The 23,617-nt window shown below is 73.6% G+C and carries 25 protein-coding genes and 1 tRNA gene; 9 read left to right on the top strand and 17 right to left on the bottom strand.

The window, feature by feature from the left end; translation table 11 throughout:
- The first annotated feature begins 8 nt into the window (after window positions 1–8).
- Window positions 9–983 carry an NBR1-Ig-like domain-containing protein gene (locus tag ACYVJ4_RS06610; RefSeq protein WP_460459320.1) on the top strand — a complete coding sequence of 325 codons (975 nt, stop codon included), beginning with the start codon at window positions 9–11 and terminating at the stop codon, window positions 981–983.
- Here the strand turns inward: ACYVJ4_RS06610 and ACYVJ4_RS06605 are convergent.
- The 8 genes from ACYVJ4_RS06605 to mraY form a co-directional block, all read right to left on the bottom strand.
- Complete coding sequence (locus tag ACYVJ4_RS06605) at window positions 958–1,938, bottom strand: acetylxylan esterase (protein WP_460459319.1); 981 nt, start codon at window positions 1,936–1,938, stop codon at window positions 958–960. The genes ACYVJ4_RS06610 and ACYVJ4_RS06605 overlap by 26 nt on opposite strands.
- The gene (locus ACYVJ4_RS06600; RefSeq protein ID WP_460459318.1) at window positions 1,938–4,223 is read right to left on the bottom strand and encodes a glycoside hydrolase family 3 N-terminal domain-containing protein; all 2,286 of its coding nucleotides are present in this window, start codon (window positions 4,221–4,223) and stop codon (window positions 1,938–1,940) included. Before ACYVJ4_RS06600 ends, ACYVJ4_RS06605 begins: the two co-directional genes overlap by 1 nt.
- Window positions 4,220–5,272, bottom strand: coding sequence for a LacI family DNA-binding transcriptional regulator (locus ACYVJ4_RS06595; protein ID WP_460459317.1), 1,053 nt, complete (start codon window positions 5,270–5,272; stop codon window positions 4,220–4,222). The genes ACYVJ4_RS06600 and ACYVJ4_RS06595 overlap by 4 nt, the downstream gene beginning before the upstream one ends.
- A gap of 28 nt (window positions 5,273–5,300) precedes the next feature.
- Window positions 5,301–6,167, bottom strand: a complete 867-nt coding sequence (locus ACYVJ4_RS06590; protein WP_460459316.1) for a carbohydrate ABC transporter permease — start codon at window positions 6,165–6,167, stop codon at window positions 5,301–5,303.
- Complete coding sequence (locus ACYVJ4_RS06585) at window positions 6,164–7,030, bottom strand: carbohydrate ABC transporter permease (protein ID WP_460459315.1); 867 nt, start codon at window positions 7,028–7,030, stop codon at window positions 6,164–6,166. The genes ACYVJ4_RS06590 and ACYVJ4_RS06585 overlap by 4 nt, the downstream gene beginning before the upstream one ends.
- Before the next feature lie 115 nt (window positions 7,031–7,145).
- Window positions 7,146–8,447 carry an ABC transporter substrate-binding protein gene (locus tag ACYVJ4_RS06580; RefSeq protein WP_460459314.1) on the bottom strand — a complete coding sequence of 434 codons (1,302 nt, stop codon included), beginning with the start codon at window positions 8,445–8,447 and terminating at the stop codon, window positions 7,146–7,148.
- A 104-nt stretch (window positions 8,448–8,551) separates the two neighbouring features.
- Complete coding sequence (locus tag ACYVJ4_RS06575) at window positions 8,552–9,637, bottom strand: threonine aldolase family protein (protein WP_460459313.1); 1,086 nt, start codon at window positions 9,635–9,637, stop codon at window positions 8,552–8,554.
- Window positions 9,638–9,651: 14 nt separating this feature from the next.
- A complete protein-coding gene (gene mraY, locus ACYVJ4_RS06570; protein ID WP_460459312.1) occupies window positions 9,652–10,764 on the bottom strand; it encodes a phospho-N-acetylmuramoyl-pentapeptide-transferase in 1,113 nt (370 codons plus the stop codon).
- Window positions 10,765–10,950: 186 nt separating this feature from the next.
- Here mraY and ACYVJ4_RS06565 point away from each other — a divergent pair, with 186 nt between their 5' ends.
- Window positions 10,951–11,304 carry a GntR family transcriptional regulator gene (locus tag ACYVJ4_RS06565; RefSeq protein ID WP_460459311.1) on the top strand — a complete coding sequence of 118 codons (354 nt, stop codon included), beginning with the start codon at window positions 10,951–10,953 and terminating at the stop codon, window positions 11,302–11,304.
- A complete protein-coding gene (locus ACYVJ4_RS06560; RefSeq protein ID WP_460459310.1) occupies window positions 11,301–11,768 on the top strand; it encodes a hypothetical protein in 468 nt (155 codons plus the stop codon). The genes ACYVJ4_RS06565 and ACYVJ4_RS06560 overlap by 4 nt, the downstream gene beginning before the upstream one ends.
- Before the next feature lie 15 nt (window positions 11,769–11,783).
- Here the strand turns inward: ACYVJ4_RS06560 and ACYVJ4_RS06555 are convergent.
- Together ACYVJ4_RS06555 and ACYVJ4_RS06550 are read right to left on the bottom strand one after the other, a co-directional pair.
- A tRNA-Lys gene (locus ACYVJ4_RS06555) sits at window positions 11,784–11,856 on the bottom strand.
- 48 nt (window positions 11,857–11,904) lie between these two features.
- Window positions 11,905–12,372, bottom strand: a complete 468-nt coding sequence (locus ACYVJ4_RS06550) for a DUF2500 domain-containing protein (RefSeq protein ID WP_460459309.1) — start codon at window positions 12,370–12,372, stop codon at window positions 11,905–11,907.
- Window positions 12,373–12,515: 143 nt separating this feature from the next.
- On the opposite strand from ACYVJ4_RS06550, the gene ACYVJ4_RS06545 reads away from it, so the two are divergent.
- Window positions 12,516–13,436: a cation diffusion facilitator family transporter gene (locus tag ACYVJ4_RS06545; protein ID WP_460459308.1), complete on the top strand. Its 921-nt coding sequence runs from the start codon at window positions 12,516–12,518 to the stop codon at window positions 13,434–13,436.
- Between the two features lie 7 nt (window positions 13,437–13,443).
- On the opposite strand, the gene ACYVJ4_RS06540 is transcribed toward ACYVJ4_RS06545, so the two are convergent.
- Window positions 13,444–14,043 (bottom strand): TetR/AcrR family transcriptional regulator, encoded by a 600-nt coding sequence (locus ACYVJ4_RS06540; protein ID WP_460459307.1) that lies wholly within the window; start codon window positions 14,041–14,043, stop codon window positions 13,444–13,446.
- Between the two features lie 117 nt (window positions 14,044–14,160).
- Here ACYVJ4_RS06540 and ACYVJ4_RS06535 point away from each other — a divergent pair, with 117 nt between their 5' ends.
- The gene (locus tag ACYVJ4_RS06535; protein WP_460459306.1) at window positions 14,161–14,958 is read left to right on the top strand and encodes an alpha/beta hydrolase; all 798 of its coding nucleotides are present in this window, start codon (window positions 14,161–14,163) and stop codon (window positions 14,956–14,958) included.
- 3 nt (window positions 14,959–14,961) lie between these two features.
- Window positions 14,962–15,744, top strand: coding sequence for an SDR family NAD(P)-dependent oxidoreductase (locus tag ACYVJ4_RS06530; RefSeq protein ID WP_460459305.1), 783 nt, complete (start codon window positions 14,962–14,964; stop codon window positions 15,742–15,744).
- Window positions 15,745–15,762: 18 nt separating this feature from the next.
- Here the strand turns inward: ACYVJ4_RS06530 and ACYVJ4_RS06525 are convergent, their stop codons facing one another.
- On the bottom strand, window positions 15,763–16,575 hold the full coding sequence (locus tag ACYVJ4_RS06525; RefSeq protein WP_460459304.1) for an N-acetylmuramoyl-L-alanine amidase: 813 nt from the start codon (window positions 16,573–16,575) through the stop codon (window positions 15,763–15,765).
- A gap of 4 nt (window positions 16,576–16,579) precedes the next feature.
- Window positions 16,580–17,611, bottom strand: coding sequence for a hypothetical protein (locus tag ACYVJ4_RS06520; RefSeq protein ID WP_460459303.1), 1,032 nt, complete (start codon window positions 17,609–17,611; stop codon window positions 16,580–16,582).
- A gap of 181 nt (window positions 17,612–17,792) precedes the next feature.
- Here ACYVJ4_RS06520 and ACYVJ4_RS06515 point away from each other — a divergent pair, with 181 nt between their 5' ends.
- Complete coding sequence (locus ACYVJ4_RS06515) at window positions 17,793–18,179, top strand: YciI family protein (protein ID WP_460459302.1); 387 nt, start codon at window positions 17,793–17,795, stop codon at window positions 18,177–18,179.
- Window positions 18,180–18,219: 40 nt separating this feature from the next.
- Complete coding sequence (locus ACYVJ4_RS06510) at window positions 18,220–19,572, top strand: amidase (protein ID WP_460459301.1); 1,353 nt, start codon at window positions 18,220–18,222, stop codon at window positions 19,570–19,572.
- Here ACYVJ4_RS06510 and ACYVJ4_RS06505 read toward each other — a convergent pair.
- Window positions 19,569–19,934 carry a hypothetical protein gene (locus ACYVJ4_RS06505; RefSeq protein ID WP_460459300.1) on the bottom strand — a complete coding sequence of 122 codons (366 nt, stop codon included), beginning with the start codon at window positions 19,932–19,934 and terminating at the stop codon, window positions 19,569–19,571. The genes ACYVJ4_RS06510 and ACYVJ4_RS06505 overlap by 4 nt on opposite strands.
- Window positions 19,935–20,021: 87 nt before the next feature.
- Here ACYVJ4_RS06505 and ACYVJ4_RS06500 point away from each other — a divergent pair, with 87 nt between their 5' ends.
- The gene (locus ACYVJ4_RS06500) at window positions 20,022–20,651 is read left to right on the top strand and encodes a hypothetical protein (protein ID WP_460459299.1); all 630 of its coding nucleotides are present in this window, start codon (window positions 20,022–20,024) and stop codon (window positions 20,649–20,651) included.
- Between the two features lie 81 nt (window positions 20,652–20,732).
- On the opposite strand, the gene ACYVJ4_RS06495 is transcribed toward ACYVJ4_RS06500, so the two are convergent.
- From ACYVJ4_RS06495 to ACYVJ4_RS06485, 3 genes are read right to left on the bottom strand one after another with little or no spacing between them, the layout of a single operon-like run.
- On the bottom strand, window positions 20,733–21,038 hold the full coding sequence (locus ACYVJ4_RS06495) for a hypothetical protein (RefSeq protein ID WP_460459298.1): 306 nt from the start codon (window positions 21,036–21,038) through the stop codon (window positions 20,733–20,735).
- Entirely contained in the window at window positions 21,035–22,213 is a 1,179-nt protein-coding gene (locus tag ACYVJ4_RS06490) for a low temperature requirement protein A (RefSeq protein WP_460459297.1), read from the bottom strand. The genes ACYVJ4_RS06495 and ACYVJ4_RS06490 overlap by 4 nt, the downstream gene beginning before the upstream one ends.
- Before the next feature lie 45 nt (window positions 22,214–22,258).
- On the bottom strand, window positions 22,259–23,542 hold the full coding sequence (locus tag ACYVJ4_RS06485; protein ID WP_460459296.1) for an EAL and HDOD domain-containing protein: 1,284 nt from the start codon (window positions 23,540–23,542) through the stop codon (window positions 22,259–22,261).
- Between the last annotated feature and the right edge of the window lie 75 nt (window positions 23,543–23,617).

Below are 23,617 nucleotides of genomic sequence, written 5' to 3'. Positions count from 1 at the left end.
AGGCGGCCGTGGGGGACACGAAGGCGCTCGAGAGAGCAGCGGCGATCGAGGGGTTCGCCGCGGATCTGACGGCACTGCGCGACGCGGCGGGCAAGCCGTCGTTCCGCGTCATGTCGGGTCGGTCGCGGATCATCTCGCACACGACGCTGCACGAAGCGGCACAAGGGAACCGGCTGCCGAGCTGGGGCACCACGGTCGAGTTCGTCAAGGCCTGCGGGGCCGACCCGGCGGACTACCGCGAGCGCTGGGAGCGCGCCAGCCGCGCGGTGTGCCCGGCCGTCGTCCGGACGACGCCCGTGGTGCTCGTGCCGAGCGCGGCCGCCGCGGTGCCGACCCGGGGCAGGATCGACGTCCCGGTCGCCGACCCGCAGGACGCGCTGCCCGCGGCCGGGCCGTCCGGGCCGTCCTCGACCGTTCCCGAGCCGGGGGGCACCACGCCGACCGGACGACGGCCCCGCCGGCGCCGGGTCGTGCTCGTCGCGCTCGTGGCGGTGCTGCTGGTGGCGGGCAGCGGTGTCGCGTGGGCGGCGACGCACGGGCACGCGCCGACCGCCGCGACGCCGCCGCACCGGTACCTCGCGGCCGACTGCCCGGTGCACCAGCAGAACCCACCGGTGCAGGGGCCGACCCACGAGGGCGACAAGGCCGCCTTCGTCGCCGACATCACGCTGCCCGACTGCGCGCACGTCGCCCACGGGACGACGGTCGACAAGGTGTGGCGTCTCAAGAACGCCGGCACCGTCGCCTGGAAGGGCTACACGCTGCACCGCGTCGACCTGCCCCAGGGACGCGACACCTGCCAGACCATCGCCGACGTCCCGGTGCCCGACACGGCGCCCGGCAAGCTGGTCGACGTCACGGCCGAGATCACGGTGCCCGGCGCCAGCGGCTTCTGCTTCGTGCGGTTCAAGATGCTGGACGCGTCGGGTCAGGTCGCCTTCCCCGGCAGCCGGCCGGTCAACTTCCAGGTCGTCGTCGACTGAGCGCCCGAGGCAGCCACTCGAGCTGGCGGCTGCGGTGGAACGCCTCGCCGCCCTCGTGGTCGTTGAACTCGTACACCTCGACGTCGGCCGGGCCGCCGTAGGCGTTGACCGCCGCGAACACCGTGGTCGGCGGGCAGACGAGGTCCATCAGCGCCACGGAGAACAGCGCGGGCGCGGTGGCGAGCCGGGCCAGCACGGCGCCGTCGAAGCTGGCCAGCGTGGCGAAGGTCTGCGCGACCCGGTCGCGGTGCGCGGCGAGGTACCGCACCAGCTCGAGGTACGGCTCGGCCTGCGCCACGGCCGCCGCACGCGGCAGGTCGCACAGGAACGGCACGTCGCACAGCAGTGCCGCCACCGCTCCCGGCGCGAGCGCGGCGGCTGCCAGCGCCATCGCGCCGCCCTGGCTGCCACCGGCCGCGACGACCCGCTCGGGGTCGACCGCCGGGTGGGTCGCCACCACGTCGAGCGCTCGCACGGCGTCGACGAAGACCCGCCGGTAGTAGTACGTCTCCCGGCTCTCGACGCCCCGCGTGAGGAACCCCGGCTGCGCGGGGCCGCCGCCCGCCGGGTCGGCGGTCGCGCCCGTCGTCCAGCCGCTGCCCTGTCCCCGGGTGTCGACCACGAGGTGCGCGTAGCCGGCTGTGGCCCAGAAGACGTGCTCGTGCGGCAGACCGCGCCCGCCGTTGTAGCCCTGGTACTGGACGACGGCCGGCAGCCGTCCGGTGCGCAGCGGGGCGGCGGGCAGGTGCAGCCACGCCCGCACCGGGTGCTCGTCGGCGCCGGTGAACGTGACGTCGAAGGTCTCGACCGCGACCAGCCCGGACTCGACCGGCTCGAGCTCGACGCGGGTCGCGGGAAGGTCGAGAGCGTTGCGCCAGAACGGCTCCAGGTCGTCCGGCGGGACGACGGAGGTGCGGTGCTCGCGCACCTGCTCCAGCGGTCCGTCGACCTGCATCAGCCCGCGACGACCTCGACGTCCGGGAGGAGCACGCGGTCGGCGCCGACCTGACGGGTGCTGCCGACGAGCTCGAGCCGGACGACGGCGCGGACGTCGGCGCTCGACGCCCCCACCCTGAGCTCGACCGCACCGGGCTCGACGACGCGCGCCAGGTCGCGGCCGGTGAAGGACGTGAGGTCCGCGTGCAGCGTGAAGCGGACCCGCCGCCGGTCGCCCGGCGCGAGGTCGACCCGGGCCGCGGCGACCAGCTGCTGCACCGGCCGCACGACGGAGGCCACCTCGTCGTGCAGGTAGACCTGCACGACCTCGCTGACCTCGCTGTCCGCGTCCGACCACAGCTCGACCTCGAGCTCGGCCGTCCCGTCGGTCGCCCAGGTCGGGCTCGACGTCCGCACCTCGCCCCAGGTCGCCGAGGCGTAGGAGAGCCCGTGGCCGAAGGGGTACAGGGGTGTGGGGTCGACCGCGCTGACCTCGCTGCGCTGCCCGAGCGGCGGTGCGAGGTAGGTCCACGGCTGGGTCGCCCCGGCGCCGGGGAAGCTCACCGGCAACCGGCCGGACGGGTTGACCGTGCCGGTGAGCACGTCGGCGACCGCCCGACCGCCCTCCTCGCCGGGGAAGAAGCCGCAGACCACCGCGGCGAGGCGGTCGGCCTGCCGCGACAGGTCGTACGGACGCCCGACCAGGAGCACCGCGACGACCGGGGTCCCGGTGCGCAGCAACGCCTCCAGCAGCTCCTCCTGGCGTCCGGGCAAGGTGAGGTCGGCGACGTCGCAGCCCTCGCCGGAGGTGCCGTTGCCGAACAACCCGGCGCGGTCGCCGAGCACGGCCACGCAGACGTCGGCGCCTCGGGCCGCCTCGACCGCCGCCGCGAGCTCGTCGTCGGTGCCGCCGAGCACCGGGCAGCCGAGCGCGTACGAGACGTCGGCCGTCGCGGCCAGGGCCTCGCGCACGGTGGGGATCGCGAGGCCGCGGTCGACGTCCTCGTGGTGCACCAGCACGTGCATCGGGAAGGAGTAGCAGCCGAGCATGGCCTCGAAGGTGTCGGCGTTGGGGCCGACGACGGCGACGCGAGCGTCCTGCCGCAACGGGAGCGTGCCGTCGTTCGCGAGCAGGACGACCGACCGCCGCGCCAGGTCGAGGGCCAGGCCGCGGGCCGCGGCGTCGTCGAGGTCGACGTCGGACGGTTCCTCGGGCTGCCACCCCGGGTCGAGCAGGCCGAGCTCGCACTTCTGCTGGAGCACCCGGCCCAGCGCCCGGTCGACGAGCTTCTCGTCGAGCGCCCCGTCGCGCACGGCGCCGAGCAGCGGATCGGCGAACGCGTTGACCGACGGCAGCTCGACGTCGATGCCCGCGGTCAGCGCGAGCGTGGCCGCCTCCGCAGGGGTGGCTGCGACCCGGTGCAGGGTCTGCAGGAAGGCGACCGAGAAGTAGTCGGCGGCGACGGTGCCGGTGAAGCCGTAGGTGTCGCGCAGCAGCGTCGTGAGCAGACCGGCGTCGGCGGCCGCGGGGACGCCGTCGGTGTCGGTGTAGGAGTTCATCACCGACCGCGCCCCGGCCCGCAGCGCCATCTCGAACGGCGGCAGGACGACGTCCGCGAGCTCGCGCGGGCCCATCGACACCGGTGCCAGGTTGCGGGCCGCGCGCGAGGCGGAGTACCCCGCGAAGTGCTTGAGCGTGGCCACGACCCCCGTGCTCTCCAGCCCGCGGACGTAGGCGCCGCCGACCAGGCCGACCAGGAACGGGTCCTCGCCCATGGTCTCCTCGACCCGGCCCCACCGCAGGTCGCGGACGACGTCCAGCACGGGGGCGAGGCCCTGGTGCACGCCGAGCCGTCGCATCGTCGACCCGACCTTCGCGGTCATCCGCTCGACGAGGTCCGGGTCGAACGACGCGGCCCAGCACAGCGGCGACGGGTAGACCGTCGCGCCCCAGGCGTTGAGGCCCGTCAGGGTCTCCTCGTGCACCTGCGCCGGGATGCCGAAGCGGTTGGCCGCCACGACCTCCCGCTGGCGCCGCGCCAGCGAGGTCAGGCCGTCGAGGGGCGACACCGGCACGGTGCCGAACGGTCGGGTGAGCTGCCCGAGCCCGTCGGCGATCTGCTCCTCCCACGGCTGACCCGGACCGAGCGCCTCGCTCAGCATGGGCGCCATGTCGCCGACCTCAGGATCGACGGACCACACGCCGGACAGCTGGGACACTTTCTCCCGCAACGACATCCGGCCGAGAAGGTCGGCGACGCGGGCCTCGACCGGCGCGGAGGGGTCCTGCCAGAGGTCGATCATGACGCCCCCAGGGCGGCGGTGGAGGCCCGCGCCACGAGCGTGGTGCCGAGCGTGACGTGGTTCTCGCGCAACGGTTCTCCGGCGATCAGCGCCACGAGCATGTCGACGGCCTGGTGCCCCAGCTGCCGGATCGGCTGCTGCACGGTCGTCAGCGGGATGGGCGCCAGCGCGGACTCGGGCACGTTGTCGAACCCGACCACCGACAGCCGGCCGGGGACGTCGACACCCAGCTCGGCAGCGACCTCGAGCACGGCGAGGGCCGACAGGTCGTTGGCGCCGAACACCGCGGTGGGCGGGTCGTCGGCGGTCATCAGCCGACGGGCGGCCGCTCGCGCCTGCTCGGGCTCGAACTGGCCGGGCTGCAGCAGCGACTCGTCCACGGGAACTCCGGCGGCGGCGTGGGCCTCGCGGTAGCCCTGCTCGCGCAGCTGCGCCGACACCAGGTCCGGCCGGCCGGTGACCATGCCGATGCGCCGGTGCCCCAGCGAGAGCAGGTGGTCGACGGCGAGGCGGCCGCCCTGCAGGTTGTCGGCCGCCACGTAGGGGAGCTGCGACGGCCCGGTGTGCGGGTCGACGGCGACGACGGGTCCGTCGTACTGGACGTCGGTGACCGTGGGCGTGACGAGCACCGCGCCGTCGACGAGCGTGCCCATGACGCGCGAGAGGTAGCGCCGCTCCCACCCGACGTGCTCGTCGACCCGGCCGCCGGCCGAGTACGCGACGAGCTCGTACCCCGTGTCGCGCAACGCGTCTGCCGCGCCCTTGAGCACCTCGGTGCTGAACGGCTCGAAGTCCGCGACCAGCACGCCGACCACGTTGGTGCGCCGGTTGCGCAGGCTGCGGGCGACCAGGCTGGCCTCGTACCCCAGCCGGTTGATCACGCCCGTGACGTTCTCGACCGTCTCCGAGGAGACGCCGTACCGCCCGTTGATGACCTTCGAGACCGTCGAGACCGAGACGCCGGCCTCGGCCGCCACCTGCTGCATGGTGACCCGGCTCGACGGCCCCGGACGGCGCCCGCCGTCGTCCGGGGTGGTGATCGGGTCCATGGTCCTGTCCTCTCCGACGTCCACGCCGTTAGCCCTTCACCGCGCCCTGGAGGCCGTTCACGATGCGCCGTTGCAGCGCGAGGAACAGCACCAGCGCGGGGATCATCGCGATGGTCGTGAAGGCCAGGACGCCCGCGGTGTCGGCCGAGTGCTCGGTCGAGTAGTCGGCGACGCCGAGGGGAAGCGTACGCATGTCGTCGCGCAGCAGCAGCAACGGCAGCAGGTACGCGTTCCACGACGTCACGAACGCCAGCACCCCCACCGTCACCAGGCCCGGCACCGACAGCGGCAGCGCGATCCGCCAGAACACGCCGACCCGCGTCGCACCGTCGATGAGCGCGGCCTCCTCCAGCTCGCGCGGCAGCGCCATGAGGAACGGGCGCAGGATCACCACGGTCATCGGCAGCGCGAACGCCGCCTGCGGCAGCGCGACGCCCCACCAGGTGTTGCCCAGCTGGAGGTCGCGCGTGACGAGGATGAACAGCGGGATGATGGCGACGGCGGCGGGGAAGAGGAGTCCCAGCACGAAGACCATGAAGAGCGGCTCGCGGAACCGGAACCGGTAGCGCGCCAACGGGTAGGCCGCCATGACGCCGGCGAGCACGGCCACCACGGTGGTGATGATCGCGATGACGGTGGAGTTCAGGGCGTAGCGCCAGAAGGCGTCGTTGGTCACGACGTCGGCGTAGTTGTGGCCGACCCACGGGCTCGGGAGACCCGCGGGGTCGCGGGCCAGCTGCTCGTTGGTGCGGAAGCCGCCGATCGCGCCGTACAGCACCGGTCCGAGGGTCACCGCGACGACGACGGCCGCGAGCGCGTAGACGAGCGGGCCGCCCCCGCCGAAGGAGCGCCGTCGCCGCCGGCCGCCCCAGCGGTCGACCGTGGTGGTGGTCATCGGGTCGCCTCCGTGTCACGGCGCAGCACGAACACCTGGTACAGCAGGGCCATCACGAAGGCCACGGCGAACAGCACCACGGACGCCGCGCCGGCCACGCCGTAGTTGTGCCGCTGCGTGCCCTGTCCCACGAGGTAGGTCGCCATGGTCGTCGTGGCGTTGGCCGGACCGCCGCCGGTGAGCACCCAGACCATGTCGAACAGCTGCAGCGACCCGATCATCGACAGGAACGCCCAGGTGCGGATCGTCGGGCCCAGCAACGGGATCGCGACCCGCCGCTGCACCTGCCACCAGCTCGCGCCGTCCAGCTGCGCGGCCTCGTACAGCTCGTCCGGGACGCTCTGCAGGCCGGCGAGGAAGAGCAGCACCGCCATGCCGACGTACTTCCAGGTCAGGACGACGAAGACGGTGCCGAGGGTGAGGGACGGCGTGCCGAGGAAGCCCTGCTCGGGTGGGGTCAGGCCGACCGCGCGCACCAGCCCGTCGACGACGCCGGAGTCCGGCTGCAGCAGCTGGAACCAGACGACACCGGCGATGACCTCGGCGACGACGTACGGCACGAACACGACGGTGCGCAGCACACCGCGGAAGCGGATGCGTCGGTTGAGCAGCAGGGCGATCGCGAGCCCCAGGGGCAGCTGCAGCAGCAGCGACAGCACCACCACGACGAGGTTGTGCGCGACCGCTCCGGTGAAGACGTCGTCCTGCAGGACGCGCTGGTAGTTGCGCAGCCCGACGAACTCGTCCATCGGGCCGAAGCCGCGCCAGCGGTAGAACGACATGCGCACCGCCGACACGACCGGCCACACGACGAAGACGCCCATGAGCAGCAGCGCGGGCGTCACGAAGACCGCGACCTCCACGCGCTGGCGCCACGACCCCTCGCGCCCGGTCGCCCGGCGTGCCAGGGCACGTCGGGCGACCGGACCACGCGTGGACGTGGCGCGGACTGCTGCCCCCTGCTGCGTCACCGTCGGATCACTTCTCCTCGTCGGCCGCCTGCTGGGTGGCCTTCACGACGTCGGCGGACGACGCCTTCCCGGCGAACAGCAGGGCGATCTCGTCGTTCATCGCGCCGCCGACCGACGTCCCGAACGCGGTGTCGAAGTACAGCTGCACGTACGGCGAGTCGTCGCGCACCTTCAGCAGCTCGGCGAGCGCCGGGTCGGACACCGAGCCGGTCGCGGCCGGGTTGGTCGGCAGGCCCATGTCGTTCTTGGCGAAGCCGGTCTGCACCTCGTCCGACAGCAGGTACTTGACCAGGTCGACCGCGGCGGACGGCGCGTCCTTCGAGACCGCCCAGGCGTCACCGCCGCCGAGCTGGGCCTTCGGGTCGCCCTGCCCGCCGTCCACGGCCGGGAACGGGAACCAGCCGGTCTGGTCGCCGAGCCCCTTCTTGTCGTCGGTGAGGCCCTGCATCACGCCGGGCTCCCAGTGGCCCTGCAGCTCGGTGGCCACCTTGCCGGTCGCGAGCAGGCCCGACGCGGACGTCGCGCCCTCCTGCGCCGGGGTGCTCAGGAAGCCGTTGTTGAACGGCTTCTTCTGCAGCAGCGTCTGCAGCACGTCACCGGCCTTGACGAAGCACGGGTCGCTGAAGTCCAGCGACTTCACCGCGTTCTGCAGCACGGTCTGCGGGCACGACCGCAGCGCGGTGTAGTACCAGTAGTGCGCGGCCGGCCACTTGTCGCCGGCGCCCACCGAGAGCGGCGTCTCGCCCGCGGCCTTGAGCTTGCCGATGTCGTCGTAGAGCTCGTCCATCGTGGTGGGCGTGGCGGTGATGCCGGCCTTGCTCCAGAGCTGCTTGTTGTACCAGAAGCCCACCACGCCGAGGCTGAACGGCAGCGCGTACGTCTTGCCGTCGACCTGCCAGCCCGCCACCGAGCCGCCGATCTTCGAGATCTCGGACGACGCGTCGCCCGACAGGTCGCGCACCAGCCCGGCGTCCACGTGGTCGGCCAGCTCGCCGCCGCCGCGCTCCATGTAGATGTCCGGCAGGTCGCCGCTCTGGAACGCCGCGTCGAGCTTGTCGACCATGTCCTCGTGGGCCATGGCGCTGATCTCGACGGTGACGCCGGGGTGCTTGGCCTCGAAGTCCTTCGCGACCTTCTCGTAGTAGCCCTTGCCGGGCTCGTTGTTCGAGTTGTGCCACCACGTGATCGTGGTCTTGCCACCGGCGTCCTTCGAGGAGTCGCCGCTCCCGCCACCGCCGCACGCCGCCGTGGCCAGCAGCGTGCCGGCGCAGAGCACGGCGACCGCTGCGGCTCGAGTTCTCGTCGTCATCGAGCGTCCCTTCGGGTCCGCCACGCCGGTGTGACGTGGACCACGCTGACCGAGGGTGCAGCAGGGCGACGTGCTGTGTCAATCGTTATCGATAACGTTTTCCATCAGGCGGTTGGGCTGGCCGTCAGGTGGGAGATCACCCGGCCGAAGAGCTCGGCCACCTCGTCGGGGCTCACCTCGAGCGTGGCGGCGCCGGCGTAGAGCTCGACCTGCGTGGTGCCCTCGCGCGGCCCGGGACCGCCGTGCCTGAGGAACACGCCGGACTCCTCGGACACGTCGAGCAGCGCCTCCTGGACGTCGTCTGGCGAGCCGGGGAGCACGACGTGGAACAGCGTCGTGGCCGGCGGCGCGACGACCTCGACGACGTCCGCGAGCGCTGCGGCCAGCGCCTGCGCGTGGGCCACGTACTCGGGCATGCGCGGCAGGTGCTCGCGCATCCCGCGCCGGGCGCCGAGGGCGAGCGGCCAGAGCGACGGCAGGGTGCCGCCGAGCCGGCGCCGCCAGACCCGCGCCGCCGCGACGTGGTCCGCCGGCCCGACCAGCACGGCCCCTGCCGTGGCGCCCAACCCCTTGTAGAGCGAGACGTACGCGGTGTCGGCCAGCCCGACGACGTCCGCGAGCGGCCGGTCGTACGCCGGCCCGCACTCCCACAGCCGCGCGCCGTCGAGGTGCAGCGCGACGTCCCGGTCGTGGCAGCGCTGCGACAGCTCCGCGAGGTCGTCGAACGGCACCAGCTGGCCGCCGGTCTCGCGCTGCGGCAGCTCGACCAGCACCGCGCCCACGCCGTCGACGCCGAGCAGGTCGTCGGCCGTGACCAGGGCGTGCGGGTCGCCGACGGCACGGACGTCGAGCCCGTGCGCCGCGGTGAGCGCGTCCTCCTCGTGCACCACCGGGTGCGACGACGGGTGCATGGTCACCACGCGCCGTCCGCGCTGCTCGGCGTGCAGCCGCAGCGCGATGCCCTGCGCCATCACGCCGCTGGGCAGGAGCACCGCGGCCTCGGTGCCGAGCAGCTCGCGCACCTGCTCCTCGACCTCGCTGACCACGCCGCCGTCGCCGTAGCGGTCGGCGTCGACGCCACGAGATGCCTCGTCCTGCAACGCTTCCAGCGTCTGGGCGGGCGTCGACCGCCCGTGCGCGTAGAGGTGGCGGGTGCACGCCTCGGCGACGGCGCGGGTGCGGTCGACCATGCGGGGTCCTCTCGTCAGAGTCCGGTGACCCACTCACCGTAGAAGAGGCCCACGCCGGCGACGACGCAGATCCCGGCGACGATCCAGAACCGGATCACGATGGTGATCTCGGCCCACCCGACCAGCTCGAAGTGGTGGTGGATCGGCGCGATCCGGAAGACGCGTCGTCCGGTGAGCCGGAAGCTCGCCACCTGGATCACGACCGACAGCGTGATGAGGACGAAGAGCCCGCCGAGCAGGGCCAGCAGCAGCTCGGTGCGGGTCAAGATGGCGAGCCCGGCCAGGGCGGCGCCGAGGGAGAGCGAGCCGGTGTCGCCCATGATGATGCTGGCGGGGGAGGCGTTCCACCACAGGAACCCGAAGCAGGCGCCGGCGATCGAGCAGGCGACGACGGCGAGGTCGAGCGGGTCGCGCACCTCGTAGCAGCGCGGGCCGGCCGCCACCAGGCAGCTCTGGTTGTACTGCCACAGGCTGATCCCGGTGTACGCGCCGAACACCATGATCGAGGCGCCGGCGGCCAGGCCGTCGAGGCCGTCGGTGATGTTGACGCCGTTGGAGGCCCCGGCCACGAGCAGGTTGCACCACACGACGAACAGCACGACGCCGAGCAGCGGGCCGGCCGCACCGAGATCCAGCGCGGTGTCGCGCACGACCGAGATCGCCGCGGACGCCGGAGCGTGCCCGTCGGCGTCCTCGGCCAGCAGGGCGGGGAGGGCGAAGGCGACGGTGACCAGCGCCTGGCCGAGCAGCTTCTGCTTCGACGTCAGGCCCAGGCTGCGCGCCTTCGAGATCTTGATGACGTCGTCCAGGAACCCGACGACGCCCATGCCGACGAGCAGCAGCAGGACGAGCAGCGCGCTGAGCGTGATCCGGCCCGGCGCGACCTGCACGAGGTCGGTGGCGTTGGCGCCGAGGAGCACGAGGTGCGAGCCGAAGTAGCCGACGAGGGCCGCGGCGATGATGACCGTGCCGCCCATCGTCGGCTTGCCGCGCTTGTAGTGGTGCTGCGTGAGGTCGTCGCGGATGAACTGACCGAAGCCGTGACCGGCCAGGTACCGCACCAGCAGCGGGGTGCATAGCAACGAGAGCACCATCGAGATCCCGCCGGCCAGCAGGATGTTCACCATGCGTCGGCCCCCCTGCGCGTCTGGCTGCGCGCGGTCTCGTCGTGCCCCCGTCGGTCGGGGACCAACCTAGGGCGACGGCGCCGTCGGGCCGGGGACGCCACGGCCGGGCAGTTGTGGAGGACCCGTGCGGAACCGCGCTCTCGGGTGGGGTTGGCAGATCGAGATGGTGCTAGTACCATTAGCACCATGCTCTGGACCATCGACCACACCTCCGCCCAACGCCTGCAGGACCAGGTGGCGGCGGTCGTCGTCCGCGGGCTGCGCGACGGCGAGCTCTCGGTCGGCGAGCAGCTGCCGCCGGCGGCCGAGCTGGCGACCGCCCTGTCGGTCGACCGCAACACCGTGCTCGCGGCCTACCGGCAGCTGCGCGACGCCGGGGTCCTCGAGTTCCGACGCGGGCGCGGTGCCCGCATCGCCGCGTCGACGGAGCCGGGCGACCTCGCGCCGGTCCGCGACGCCGTCCAGGCCGCGATCGACCTCGCCCGTCGCTACGGGCTCGGTCCGTCCGACGTCATCACGCTCGTCAAGGAGATGTCATGAGCACCACTGCGTACACCGGACGGGCCACCAACTGGCCGAGCGTGGTCGTCAGCGGGGTGCTGCTGGTCCCGCTGCTCGGCCTCGCGCTGAGCGCCGGGACGGCCGTCCGCACCGGCACCGCGGTCGTGGCCCTGGCCCTCGTCGGCCTGCTGCTCGAGGTGATGACGGCGTCGGACGTGCGGGCCTCGTGCGGGCCGCAGGGGGTGAGCATCTACTGGGGTGTCGTGGGCTGGCCGCGGCTGCGGTACGCGCTGGACGACGTCCTGGAGGCCTCGGTGGTCGACGTCCCGTGGTGGGCGGTGAGCTTCGGGTTCTGGTGGACGCCGTGGCGCACCGTCTGCACCGTGCGCAGCGGTCCGGCGCTGAGGCTGCGGCTGCGCAGCGGACGGCGCGTCACGGTCACCGTGCCGCAACCGCACGCGGCGGTGGCTGCTCTGGGCGCGGCTCGCTCGGTCGACGCCTGACGCGCGTGGCGGTCGTGGGCCCCGTGGGGATCGAACCCACAACCCGCGGATTAAAAGTCCGCTGCTCTGCCAGTTGAGCTAGAGGCCCGGGGGCCGGATGACAGGCTCCCTGGTCGAAGGATAGGGAACCCGGCGCTCAGTCCTGGGGCGAGTCCTGGACGGCGGACGGCGCGCCGGACCGCTCGAAGCCCTTGAACCGCGTGCCCTGGTGGGTCAGCTGGCCGTGGTCGGCCTCGGCGAGCAGGCCGAACTCGCGCCCGTCGAGCGGCAGCTCGAGCCGCTCGCCGGACGCGAGCTGGAAGGTCGCGTAGTAGCGCGTCACGACCCGGGTGTCGTGCCCGCCGCCGCCGGTCTCCTGGCGCTTGGTCACCACCGTCGCCGGCACCGTTGCGAGCGGGGACTCGTTGTTCGCCTGCCACTGCATCCCGCCCTGCACGAGTCGGTAGAGGACCACGCCGACGACGACGACGAACAGGACCACGAAGACCACGCCGAAGGCGCCGAAGGCCCCGAGTCCGGTGTCGCCGAACCCGCTGTCGCCGGACGGGTCGAAGCCCAGGTCGGACGGGTCGGTGACCTCGGTGATGAGCGTGCGGAGCAGCATCGGAACCCCCTGGGACGACGTCGTCGGAGCGAGGATGGCACGAGGCGGAGCGACCTGGCGGCGGTTCGACGTCGCCACGCGGTCGGCGGTTCCGCCCGCGGTTAGCATCGGGACATGCGCGGCGACGTCGGACGAGGGACGGCATGAGCGCTGGTCACGGGCACGGCCACGGCCACGGGACGACGTCCGCCGCCGGCCGGCACCGCTGGCGGCTCGCCGTCGCGTTCGGGCTCGTCGCCGCCTTCTTCGTGGTCGAGCTGGTGGCCGGCCTGGTCTCCGGCTCGCTGGCGCTCATCTCGGACGCCGGGCACATGGCGGCCGACGTCGTGACGCTCGGCGCCGCCCTCGTGGCGACCCGCATCGCGACCCGCGCCGACAGCACCGGACGACGCACCTTCGGTTCGTACCGCGCGGAGGTCTTCGCGTCCGGCCTGGCCGTGCTGCTGATGCTCGCCGTCGCGGGCTACATCGTGGTCGAGGCCGTCGGCCGCATCGGCGACGCACCCGACCTGGCGTCCGGCACGATGCTCGTCGTCGGCGTCCTCGGCCTGATCGTCAACCTCGTCTCGCTGGTGATGCTGCGCGCTGGCGCGGCCGAGAGCCTCAACGTGCGCGGCGCCTACCTCGAGGTGGTCGCCGACACCGTCGGCTCGGTCGGCGTCATCGCGGCCGCCGTCCTCGTGCGGGCCAGCGGCAGCGCGTGGTGGGACACCGGCATCGCCCTGGCTATCGCGGTGTTCGTCGCCGTCCGCGCTGTGGCGCTGGGTCGCGAGGTCGTCGCGGTGCTCGGGCAGCACGCGCCCGCGGGCATGGAGCCGGTCGAGATCACCGAGGCCCTCGGGTCGGTGCCGGGTGTGGGCGACGTCCACGACCTGCACGTGTGGACCCTGACGTCCGGCATGGACGTCGCCACCGCCCACCTGGTCCTCAGCTCGCCCGAGCGGTCGCCGCAGCAGGTGCTGCAGGACGCGAGCACCGTGCTGCGCGAGCGCTTCGAGATCGCCCACGCGACGCTCCAGGTCGAGGAGGCCGGCGGCAGCGGCTGCCAGGGCGCCGACTGGTGATCCCGGGCTAGCGCGCGTCGTCGGGCAGCCCGGCGTCGATCAACCCCTCCCAGGCCTGCAGGAAGTCCTGGTTCAGGTGCTGGTTGCGGTCGAGCGCGCCGGAGACCACGGCTCCGGTGCGCACCATCATGAGCTGCTCGGCGGTCGCGCGCGGCGTCCGGTGGCCGACGCGCACCAGCAGCTCCTCGAGCCGGTCGGTGACCCACCGGCGGATGTCGAGGGCGTACTCGCGGGTGGGGTGCGAGGCGTCGAACTCCGCGCACGCGTTGATGAACGGGCAGCCACGGCGCACCGCCGCGAAGTCGTCGCGGGTCAGCGCCGTCGCCAGCTCGGTGAGGGCCCGCCGCGGGTCGTCGGCGTGCGACTGGACGATCCCGTCGACCTGGCGGTGGTCGAACTCCGAGCGTCGCCCGAGGTACCCGGCCACGAGGTCGTCCTTGGAGGGGAAGTGGCGGTACAGCGTCACCCGGGTGACGCCCGCCTCGGCCACGATCCGCTGGATGCCGACCGCGTGGATGCCCTCGTCGTAGAACAGCCGGTCGGCCGTCGCCAGGATCCGTTCGCGCGCGGGCGACGGACGGCGGGTGGCGGGCGCGGGCGAGGTCATCGGGCGGGCTCCAGGTCGAGGGGTGGGCGGGCTCTTGTCACCGGGTGCTGCTGGTCCTACGGTAACCAGCGCAGGTGGGTAGATCGATCGGTACACCTAGGACCGAGGAGCTCGACCATGTCCGACAAGCCGTCCGTCCTGTTCATCCACGGCCTGTGGCTGCACGCCAGCTCGTGGGACGACTGGGTCGAGCACTTCGCCGCCGCCGGCTACCAGAGCAGCGCGCTGGGGTGGCCGGGCGACCCCGGGAGCGTCGACGAGGCACGCGCGAACCCCGACGCCATCGCCGACCACGGCATCGACGACGTCGTGGCGCACTACGCGCGGATCATCGAGGACCTGCCGGCCAAGCCGGTGCTCGTGGGGCACTCGTTCGGCGGGATGATCGCCCAGCGGCTGCTCGGCGAGGACCTCGCGCTGGGGGCCGTCGCCATCGACGCCGCGCAGATCAAGGGGGTGCTGCCGCTCCCGCTGTCGGCGCTGAAGGCCACCCTTCCGGTGTTCAAGAACCCGGCCAACAAGCACCGCGCCGTCTCGCTCACGGCCGAGCAGTTCCGGTTCGCCTTCGGCAACGCGATCCCCGAGGAGGAGTCGGACGCGTTGTTCGAGCGGTGGGCGATCCCCGCGCCGGGGAAGCCGTTGTTCGAGGCCGCCGCCGCCAACTTCAACCCGCACTCGCCGGCGAAGGTCGACACCGACAACTCCGGCCGCGGGCCGCTGCTGCTCGTGATGGGCGGCCGCGACAACATCGTGCCCGAGGCGGTCACGAAGGCCACGCTCAAGCAGTACCGGCACAGCGAGGCCGTCACCGAGATCCTCGAGTTCGCCGACCGCGCCCACTCGCTCACCATCGACCACGGCTGGCGGGACGTCGCCGACGCCTGCCTGGCCTGGCTGCAGCGCCAAGGTCTGTGACCCGTGGACCTCGAGCTGGCCGGCCGGACGGCGCTCGTGACGGGGGCCAGCAAGGGGATCGGCCTGGCCGTCACCCGGGCGCTCGCCGCTGAAGGGGCCACGGTCGTCGCGGGAGCGCTGAACGGCAGCGAGGAGCTCGACCAGCTCGCCGCCACCGCCGACGTCCACCCGGTGACGGTCGACCTCAGCACCGTCGACGGGCCGGGCGAGCTGGTGGCCGCGGCCGCAGCCCGCGGCGGGATCGACGTCCTGGTCAACAACGTCGGAGCCGTGCGGCCACGGACCGGAGGCTTCCTGCAGATCACGGACGACGAGTGGCAGTGGGCGCTGACCCTCAACCTGCTCGCCGCCGTCCGCACGATGCGGGCCGCCGTCCCGCACCTGCTCGGACGCCCGGGCGCGAGCATCGTGACGATCAGCTCGGTCAACGCCTACCTGCCCGATCCGGGCGTGCTCGACTACTGCGCGGCCAAGGCGGCGCTGAGCAACGTGTGCAAGTCGCTGTCGAAGGAGCTGGCGCCGGCGGTCCGGGTCAACACCGTGAGCCCGGGCCCGGTGCGCACCGACCTCTGGCTTGGCGTTGGTGGCGTCGCCGAGACGGTGGGCAGCGCCAGCGGCGCCGACCCCGCCGACGTCGTCCGGCAGCAGGAGGCGGCGGCGCCGTCCGGTCGCTTCACGACCACGCAGGAGATCGCCGACGTCGTGCTGTTCCTGGCCAGCGACCGGTCGGGCAACACGACCGGAAGCGACGTCCGCGTCGACGGCGGCCTGGTCACCACCTTGTGACGGGCGCGTGCCCTGGTGTCATCGCAGGAGGTAGCTGGTGAGCCCTCGGGCCAGGCCGGCCGCGTAGACCCGCTCGCGCCAGGACGACGCCTGCATCCGTCGCGCGTCGGTGGCGTTCTTCATGTTGCCGAGCTCGACCATGACGGCGGGAACGTCGCTGAGGTTCAGCGTGCCGAGGTCGCCGCGGGTGTCGAGCCCGTCACCGCCGTAGTAGTTCGCGCGCGGCAGGCCGGTCGTGTCGAGCCCGGACCGCACGTGGGAGGCCAGAACGCCTGAGCCCCAGGCGATGTCGTCGGTCCAGCCTCGCCGGTCGGCCGGGCGGATCACGAAGAACCCGTGGTAGCGCGAGGGGGTGCCGTCCGCGTGGATCGACAGGACGGCGTCCGCGTGCACGGTGTTCCCGAGCCGGCCCCGGACGTCGACGCACGGGCCCCAGCCGGACGCCGAGTCGTCGGCGCGCGTGAGGTAGACCGTCGCGCCGGCCACCACCAGGCGGGCCCGGACGGACCGGGCCACGGACATGGCGAACGCCGACTCGGGATAGCCGGCAGCGGTCTCGGTGCCGGTGGTGTTGCAGGGCTTGCGGACCCCGCCGGCGTCGACGAGCCGGTTCACCTGGGCCGGGTGCCGGGCGTTGCCGAGGTGGTGACCGGGGTCGAGGACGACGACCTTGCCGGCGAGCGGGAGGCGGGCCGCACTCGTCGCGGCCTGGGGTTCGACCCGCGCCTCCACCCTGGTGTCCACGGCCGCGGCGGCCGGTCCGGCGACTCCACCGACGACGGGCACGACGACGAGCGTCACCACCGCCAGCGCGCGTCCGGTCCTGCCCACCCGTTCAGTGTGCGGCCACCGCGCGCCTGGCGGTGCTCCCGACGCCCGGTTCCACCCGATCGGCGCTCCGGCGTCCGTGCAGGGACGGCAGCCAGCTGACCGCGGGAGCGGTGGCCGGGTGCGAGCCGTAGGCGAGCAGCGCCAGGAAGACGCCGTACACGGGCAGGTGGCCGACGAGCTCGGTCTGGCCGAACAGCAGCAGGGTCGCGTTGAACGGCACGGCCGCCACCAGCACCGCGACCTGCGGGATCGCGCCCGACAGCACGAGCAGCCCGAACAGCAGCTCGATCGAACCGGCGACGACCACGAACGTGTCGGTCGGCAGGTGGATGCCGACCAGGTTGAACACGTCGAGCTGCGGGTGGTGCTCGAGGGTCTCGCGCGCCATCGCCGGGTTGGTGAACTTCTCGGTGAAGGCCAACGACACCAGCGCGACCGAGACGCCCACCCGCAGCGCCAGCAGCGCCCAGCGCAGCTGCGCGGTGGACGACGACGCCGACGCGCCCGCGACGGCACCGTGCCGGTCCGCACCCGGCGGCAGCACCACGAGGAAGGCGGCCACCGCGGCGAGGTTCGCGCACTCGCTGAGCGCCATCGCGCCGGCGAACAGCGCCAGCGCCGGGCCCAGCAGCAGCACGACCACTGCGGCCGGCCGCAGCCGGAAGCCGGTCACCAGCCAGACGCCGAGCGCGGCCTCGAGCAGCAGCAGGGCCTTCGCCGCTCCGTGCAGGTCGTCGACCGCCGGCGTCAGGAACGCGCCGGTCGCGGCCAGCGCGAGCAGCGCCACGCCGAGGTGGATCCCCAGCAGCCGCGGCACCCACGGGGTGAGGTCGCCGACGCGCCGCAGCACGCGCAGCTCGGGGCTCGGCAGCCGTCGGGCCGCCAGCCGCCACGCGACCGTGACGACGACCACGAGCGCGGTCAGGGCCAGCGGCAGCGCGCGCAGGTAGAAGCCCCAGTCGCCTCCCGGGGTCGACTCCTCGAACCAGCGTTCGTGCGTGGGGAGCGCCGCGAGCATGACGGACGTGCTGAGCATGGGAGGTCCTCTCGACCGGTCGGTTCGTGCCACGTCCAGCGTCGACCGGTCGGCCAGCCGCCCCCACGGACCAAGGTCCCGAGAACTGGCAGGGTGAGGCGTGTCGAGAACCGTCCGGCGGCTCCGACGTCCAGGACGAGAGGGCGGGAAGGCCGCCCCCGCACCGACAGGAGCACCACCCGTGAAGTACCTCGTGATGATCCACTCCAACCCGCAGCCCTGGGGCCACCCGACGTCCGACACGGTCGCCGAGCACCAGGCGCTGCCGCAGCAGGACCGCGAGCGGCTCGGTGCCGACTTCGACGCGATGCTCGAGGAGCTCTCGGCCAGCGGCGAGCTCAAGGGCGGCGAGGCGCTGGGCGACCCGCGCCACGCGCGCCTCTACCGCTGGGACGCCGGCCAGCCGGTGATGACCGACGGCCCGTACTCGGAGGCCAAGGAGCACCTCGCCGGGTTCTTCCTGCTGGACGTCGAGAGCCAGGAGCGCGCCGAGCAGCTGGCTGCCCGGTTCGCCGGGCCGGGCGAGACCGTCGAGCTGCGGTCGACCTGGACCTTCGACGAGAGCTGACCCACCTGACGCGGGGCGCTCGCGGGCCTACGCTCGCAGCGTGATCGAGCCGCCGCTGCTGACCGCGTCCACCATCGCCGCCGACGTCCGCGCCGGGCGTTCGAGCCCGGTGGACGTCGTGCGGTCGGCGCTCGACCGGATCGCCGCGACCGACGTGCGGCTCGGTGCGTTCCAGGTGGTGCGCGCCGACAAGGCGCTGGCCGAGGCCCGGGCCGTGGGCGAGCGCGCGGACCTCGCCCGGCTCCCGCTCGCCGGCGTGCCGGTCGCGGTCAAGGACAACGTGCCCGTCGCCGGTGAGCCGATGCGCGACGGGTCGGCGGCGACGTCCGACCGGCAGCAGGCAGCCGATCACGCTGTGGTGCAACGGCTCCGGGACGCCGGGGCGGTCGTCGTCGGCATCACCCGGGCTCCCGACCTCTGCGTGTTCGGGACGACGGACTCGTCGTTCGGCATCACCCGCAACCCGTGGGACGTGCAGCGCACCCCGGGCGGCTCGTCCGGCGGATCGGCGGCGGCGGTCGCGTCGGGCATGGTGCCGGTCGCGCACGCCAACGACGGCATGGGATCGATCCGCATCCCGGCCGCCTGCTGCGGTCTCGTCGGCATCAAGCCCGGCACGGGTCTGGTGCCGGCCGGGCTGGGCGCCAACGACTGGTACGGCCTGGCCGAGAACGGCCCGCTCGCCACCACCCTCGCCGACGCCGCGCTGGTGCTGTCGGTGATGGCGGACGACGAGCGCCTGGCCCACGTCGAGGAGCCGAGCCGGTCGCTGCGCGTCGCGGTCTCGACCAAGCCGCCCGTGCTCGGCGTGCGGCCGGACCCCGAGCACGTCCGTGCCGTCGTCAGCACCGTGCGCGAGCTCGAGCTCTCGGGCCACCGGGTCGACCGGCTCGACCCGACCTACCCGACGAACCCGGTGCCGTTGCTGGCGTCCTGGTTCGCCGGCGCCTCCGCCGACGCCGAGGGTCTTGACCGCAGCCAGCTCGACCCGGCGGTGCGCCGGCACGCCGCCATCGGCGACCGCATGCGCCGCCGCGGCTACCCGAAGCCGGAGCACCGCGAGGCGTTCCGGGCGCTGATGGAGAGCTTCTTCGCCGACGTCGACGTGCTGGTGACGCCGACCCTCGCCGCCCCACCGGTGGAGGCGGCACGGTGGGGTCGTCGTCCGTGGCTGCGCACCTTCGCGGCCAACGCGCGCTACGCCCCGTACCCCGCGCCGTGGAGCTTCGCCGGCTTCCCGGCGATGTCGGTGCCGGCCGGCGTCCACCCCGGCACGGGCACGCCGCTCGCCGTCCAGCTCGTCGCCCGGCACGGCGAGGAGCGGCTGCTGCTGGGCGTCGCCGCGCAGCTCGAGCGGCGCGCGCCGTGGGCCCGCACCGCCCCGGGGTTCTAGCGCCGGCGCACCGCGAGCCAGGCGATGCCGGCGGCCACGAGCACCCCGGCCACCGTCAGCGGACGCACCACGCCCGACGACGTCCCGTGCTCGCGGCGGGCGACGACGGTGCCGTGCGACTGGCTCGACAGCAGCGCGCCGTTCGACTGGTGCGACAACGTCGACAGGTTGGACTGGTAGGAGCCGAAGGACGCGAAGGACATCGACGACCCGGCGCTGAACGCCGACGCGAACGAGCCCACGCTGAACGCCGACGCCACCGACCCGATGCTGCCCACCGACAGCACCGAGCCCTTCGAGCCGATCGACAGCACGGAGTCCTGCGACCACAGCGACCAGCGCGACGTCCCCGGCGTCCTCATGCGGGTGATGATGCCGGAAACGCTGGACGCCGGGCGAGTGCGGAGCCAGGATGTGCTCCGCACCGGCGCACACCTCGGGGGGACGACGTGCCGCACACCACCACGCTCGACGAGACGGCGGACGTCGTCGCGCCACCGCCGCCGTCGCGACTCTTCTGGCACGGAGCCCTGGCGTTCGGGCTGGTCGGCCTGGCGCTGGTGCTGCTCGTGGTCTGGGCCTGGTGGGGGCACCACCGCCAGCTGTCGCAGGGCAGCTTCACCCTCGCCCCGGCCGGACTGACGACGGCGGACGACGGACTCGAGGACACGCGCTGGGTGATGAAGGACGGCGAGGGGGCGACCGCCTCCCTGGTGGTGAGCGTCCGCAACGACGGCCCGTTCCCGATCCGCCTGCTCGGGCCCGCGGTGGACGACGCCGGCGGCGTCTCGACGACGCTCGACGTCGGGTTCGCGCCGGCCGACGTCCGGGGCGGCGGTTCCTCGCACGAGCAGGCCGACTACCGCGACGAGCTGACGCTGCCGGCGGGGCAGGAGGCCGGCGTGAGGGTGGAGATCTCCACGGGGACGTGCCGGCTCTCGAAGGGCAGCTTCCAGCAGTTCGACGCGGTGCCGCTGCGGGTCAGCCAGCTCGGCATGCGCAGCACGTACAGGCTGCCGTTGCGGCTGCCGATCGCCGTGGTCGGCACCACCGACGAGCAGCCCGCCGCCTGCCGCTGACCCCGCAAGACTGCAGCGTCCGAAAGATCGGTCGCCATGGCGACCAGATCTTCGGACGCAAGCTGGGGTGGACGGCGGGGGTCAGGCGTGGTCGAGGGCGGCGAGGCCGGTCTCCCACCGGGCGCGCCGCTCGTCGTCCGCCTGGTCCCACCACGGCGTGCCACGCTCACCCAGCGCCATCTTCATCGCCTGGACCCGTTGCCGCGCAGCGCGTTCCGCCGCCTCGTCCGACGCCCGCAGCGCCGCGCCGACCGCCCGCCGGGCGTCCATCAGGCCGTGCCGCAGCCGGTCGGCCGCGTCGTCCGGGATCGTGGGATCGGTGGCCCGCCACCGGCGTCCGTCGACCACGACGTACCGCCCGTCCGGTGTGAGCTCCGGCGGTGTCACGCGGTGGCCGCCCCGCCGTCCCGCGGGCGCACCGAGATGCCGAGGGCCACGGCCGGAGCGGCGGCCAGCCACGCGAACGCCACCGGGTGCAGCAGGTGGCCGACCCCCGCGAGGACGGCGACCACCACCAGGGGTGCCCCGGCCGACCACAGCAACCACCGGCGCGGCGCCCGGCCGACCAGCCCGGCCACCAGCGACACCACGAACGTCGTCGCGAGACCGCCGCACAGGAGTCCCACGACCGGCCACTCCGTCTCGCCCGTCGTGTGCTCCAGCTGAAGTGCCAGGGCGCCCGCCACGAGCACCAGCCCGAGCGTCGAGAACAGGTGCAGGGGCAGGCCCAGCCGGGGCGGCAGGTCGGCCAGCGAGGTGTGCGGAGCTCCGGTGAAGCCGTGGGCGAAGGTGTTGCGCCACAGCCCGATCAGCAGCACGAACGACGCGAGGGCGACCCACTCGAACGGCCCGGTCCAGTGCACGACCGACGCGGCGTGCACCAGCTGCACGACCGACTCGCCCAGCACGATGATGACGAAGAGCCCGAGCCGCTCGTCGAGGTGCGTGCGGTCGAGGTCTACGGCCACGAGCTCGGGCAGCGTGCGGTCCGAGCGCGACCGCCGCTCGCGCTCGGCCGTGCGCTCGCGCAGCCGCTGCAGCATCTCGTCGTCGCGCTGGTCGCCCCGCAGGGCCAGCATCACCAGCTCGACCACCAGCGCCCCGGCCCACACCCAGTACTTCGCCGGTGCCGGCACCCACAGGCTCGCGATCCACGGCGCGGTGGCACCGCCGAACTGCAGCAGCGGCAACGACTGCAGCACGCGCCCGGTGTGCAGCGAGCTGCGCGCCACCATCACCCGCAGCACCAGGAACGCGCCGACGAAGAGGTTGCCGCGGTGCTCGGCGTGCAGCGGCGTGCTCGCGGCCATCAGGGCCACGAGGAACATCGCCACCACCATGGTGCGCAGCCGCGTCTGGTCCTGCGCGACGTTGGCGTACAGCACCGTCAGGCACCACGAGACCCAGATCGTGCCGTAGCAGAGCACGACCAGCCCGACCCGTTCCCAGCTCAGCTCGTCGAGCAGCCCCTCGGTGAGCACCGCCACGGCGGCGACCACGACGAGGTCGAAGAACAGCTCGAGCCAGCTGACCGACTCGGCCCGTTCCTCCGCTCCCGGCATGGGCAGCAGTCTGCCGCAGCGACCGTTCGGGACGCGGTCGAGCCGTCAGGCGTCGCCCATCACCGAGTCGACGGTGGCGATGGCCAACCCGAGGGCGTGCAGCCGGGCGCGCGAGACGTCGTTCGCGGGCAGCGCCTCGACCGCGCCGGTGCGGTCGTACTCCTCGACGGCGCCGACGAGCTCGGCCACGGGCCCGGCCCGGTGCACCAGCACCTCGGTGAGCTCGGCGCTGAGCCGGGCCTCGCGGGCCACCTGCGCTGCGTCGACGCCGAGCTGGTCGACGACGCCGCTCAGCAGCCCGGCGGCGTACGCGGTGGACGACGCCAGGCCAGGCACGAGGTCGGCCAGCAGCTCGCAGGTGCGGGCCCGCGTGAGGACGTCGGTGAGCTGCTCGCGCGAGCCGTCGCCACCGCCGAGGGCTGCGAGCATCACCCAAGCGCTCAGCTGCTTGCGGCCGAGCAGCACCAGGGCCTGGCGCAGCGACCCGACCTCGCGGCCGGCGCCGCTGGCCGAGTTCACCGCACCGAGGATGCGCAGGCTCAGCACCGGGTCGGCCGACAGGATGCGCTCGATCTCGGACGGCGGGGTGTCGGGGTCCGACAGCGCGGCCAGCAGCTGCAGCGACACGACCTGCGACGGCTTGGCCTGACCGCCCGCCGCCTTCGCCGGTGCGGACGTCTCCTGGCCCGGTCGGCCGACGTCCAGCGCGCCCTGGAACAGGTCGAAACCCGCGGCGCGGGCGGCCTGCAGCGCCACCCACGAGGGGAGCCGGTCGGCCAGCAACGCGGCCTGCGGCACCACGGAGCGGACGTAGTCGACCAGGTCGGGCAGGTCGGGGTCGGCGTCCGGGACGGCGATGCGCAGCACGTCGACGAGGGGGAAGAGCTGCTCGAACGCGGGCCCGACGACGCCGCTGTCGACCGCGAGCCGGTAGCCGTGCGACTTGATCTCGCGCAGCCCGGCCACGACCTCGTCGTCGACCTCGACGTCGGCGAACACCTGCAGCACCACGTGCTGCGGCGTGAACGGCAGCGGCAGCTCGCCGGTGACGAACGGCCTCGGCGCGTTGACGAACAGCGCGCGGCGGTGACCGAGCCGGTCCAGTCCCAGGTCGCCGAACGCCGCCGTGATCATGCGGCAGGTGCGGCGGTCGTGGTCGTCGTCCCGCTCCCCGACGCGCTCGTCGTCGTGCGGGCCGGCGAAGTGCAGGTCGTACCCGACCAACCGGTCGGTCTCGTCCACGACCGACTGGCGCCCGATCCGCACGCGCGGGGGCGCGGGCGCGGCGAGGCGCCCGGCGGCGTACGGCGTGCCGGTGTCGGTGGTCATGGCGGTGCTCCTGGTCGGGGTCGTCCTCTGCATGATCGGCAGGAGGCGGGCGCGGTGAAGGGCGCGGCGACGACG

It is taken from the genome of Angustibacter peucedani (assembly GCF_054779595.1).
Note: the sequence above shows the minus strand (reverse complement) of the source record. Positions and strands in the feature narration are given on the sequence as shown.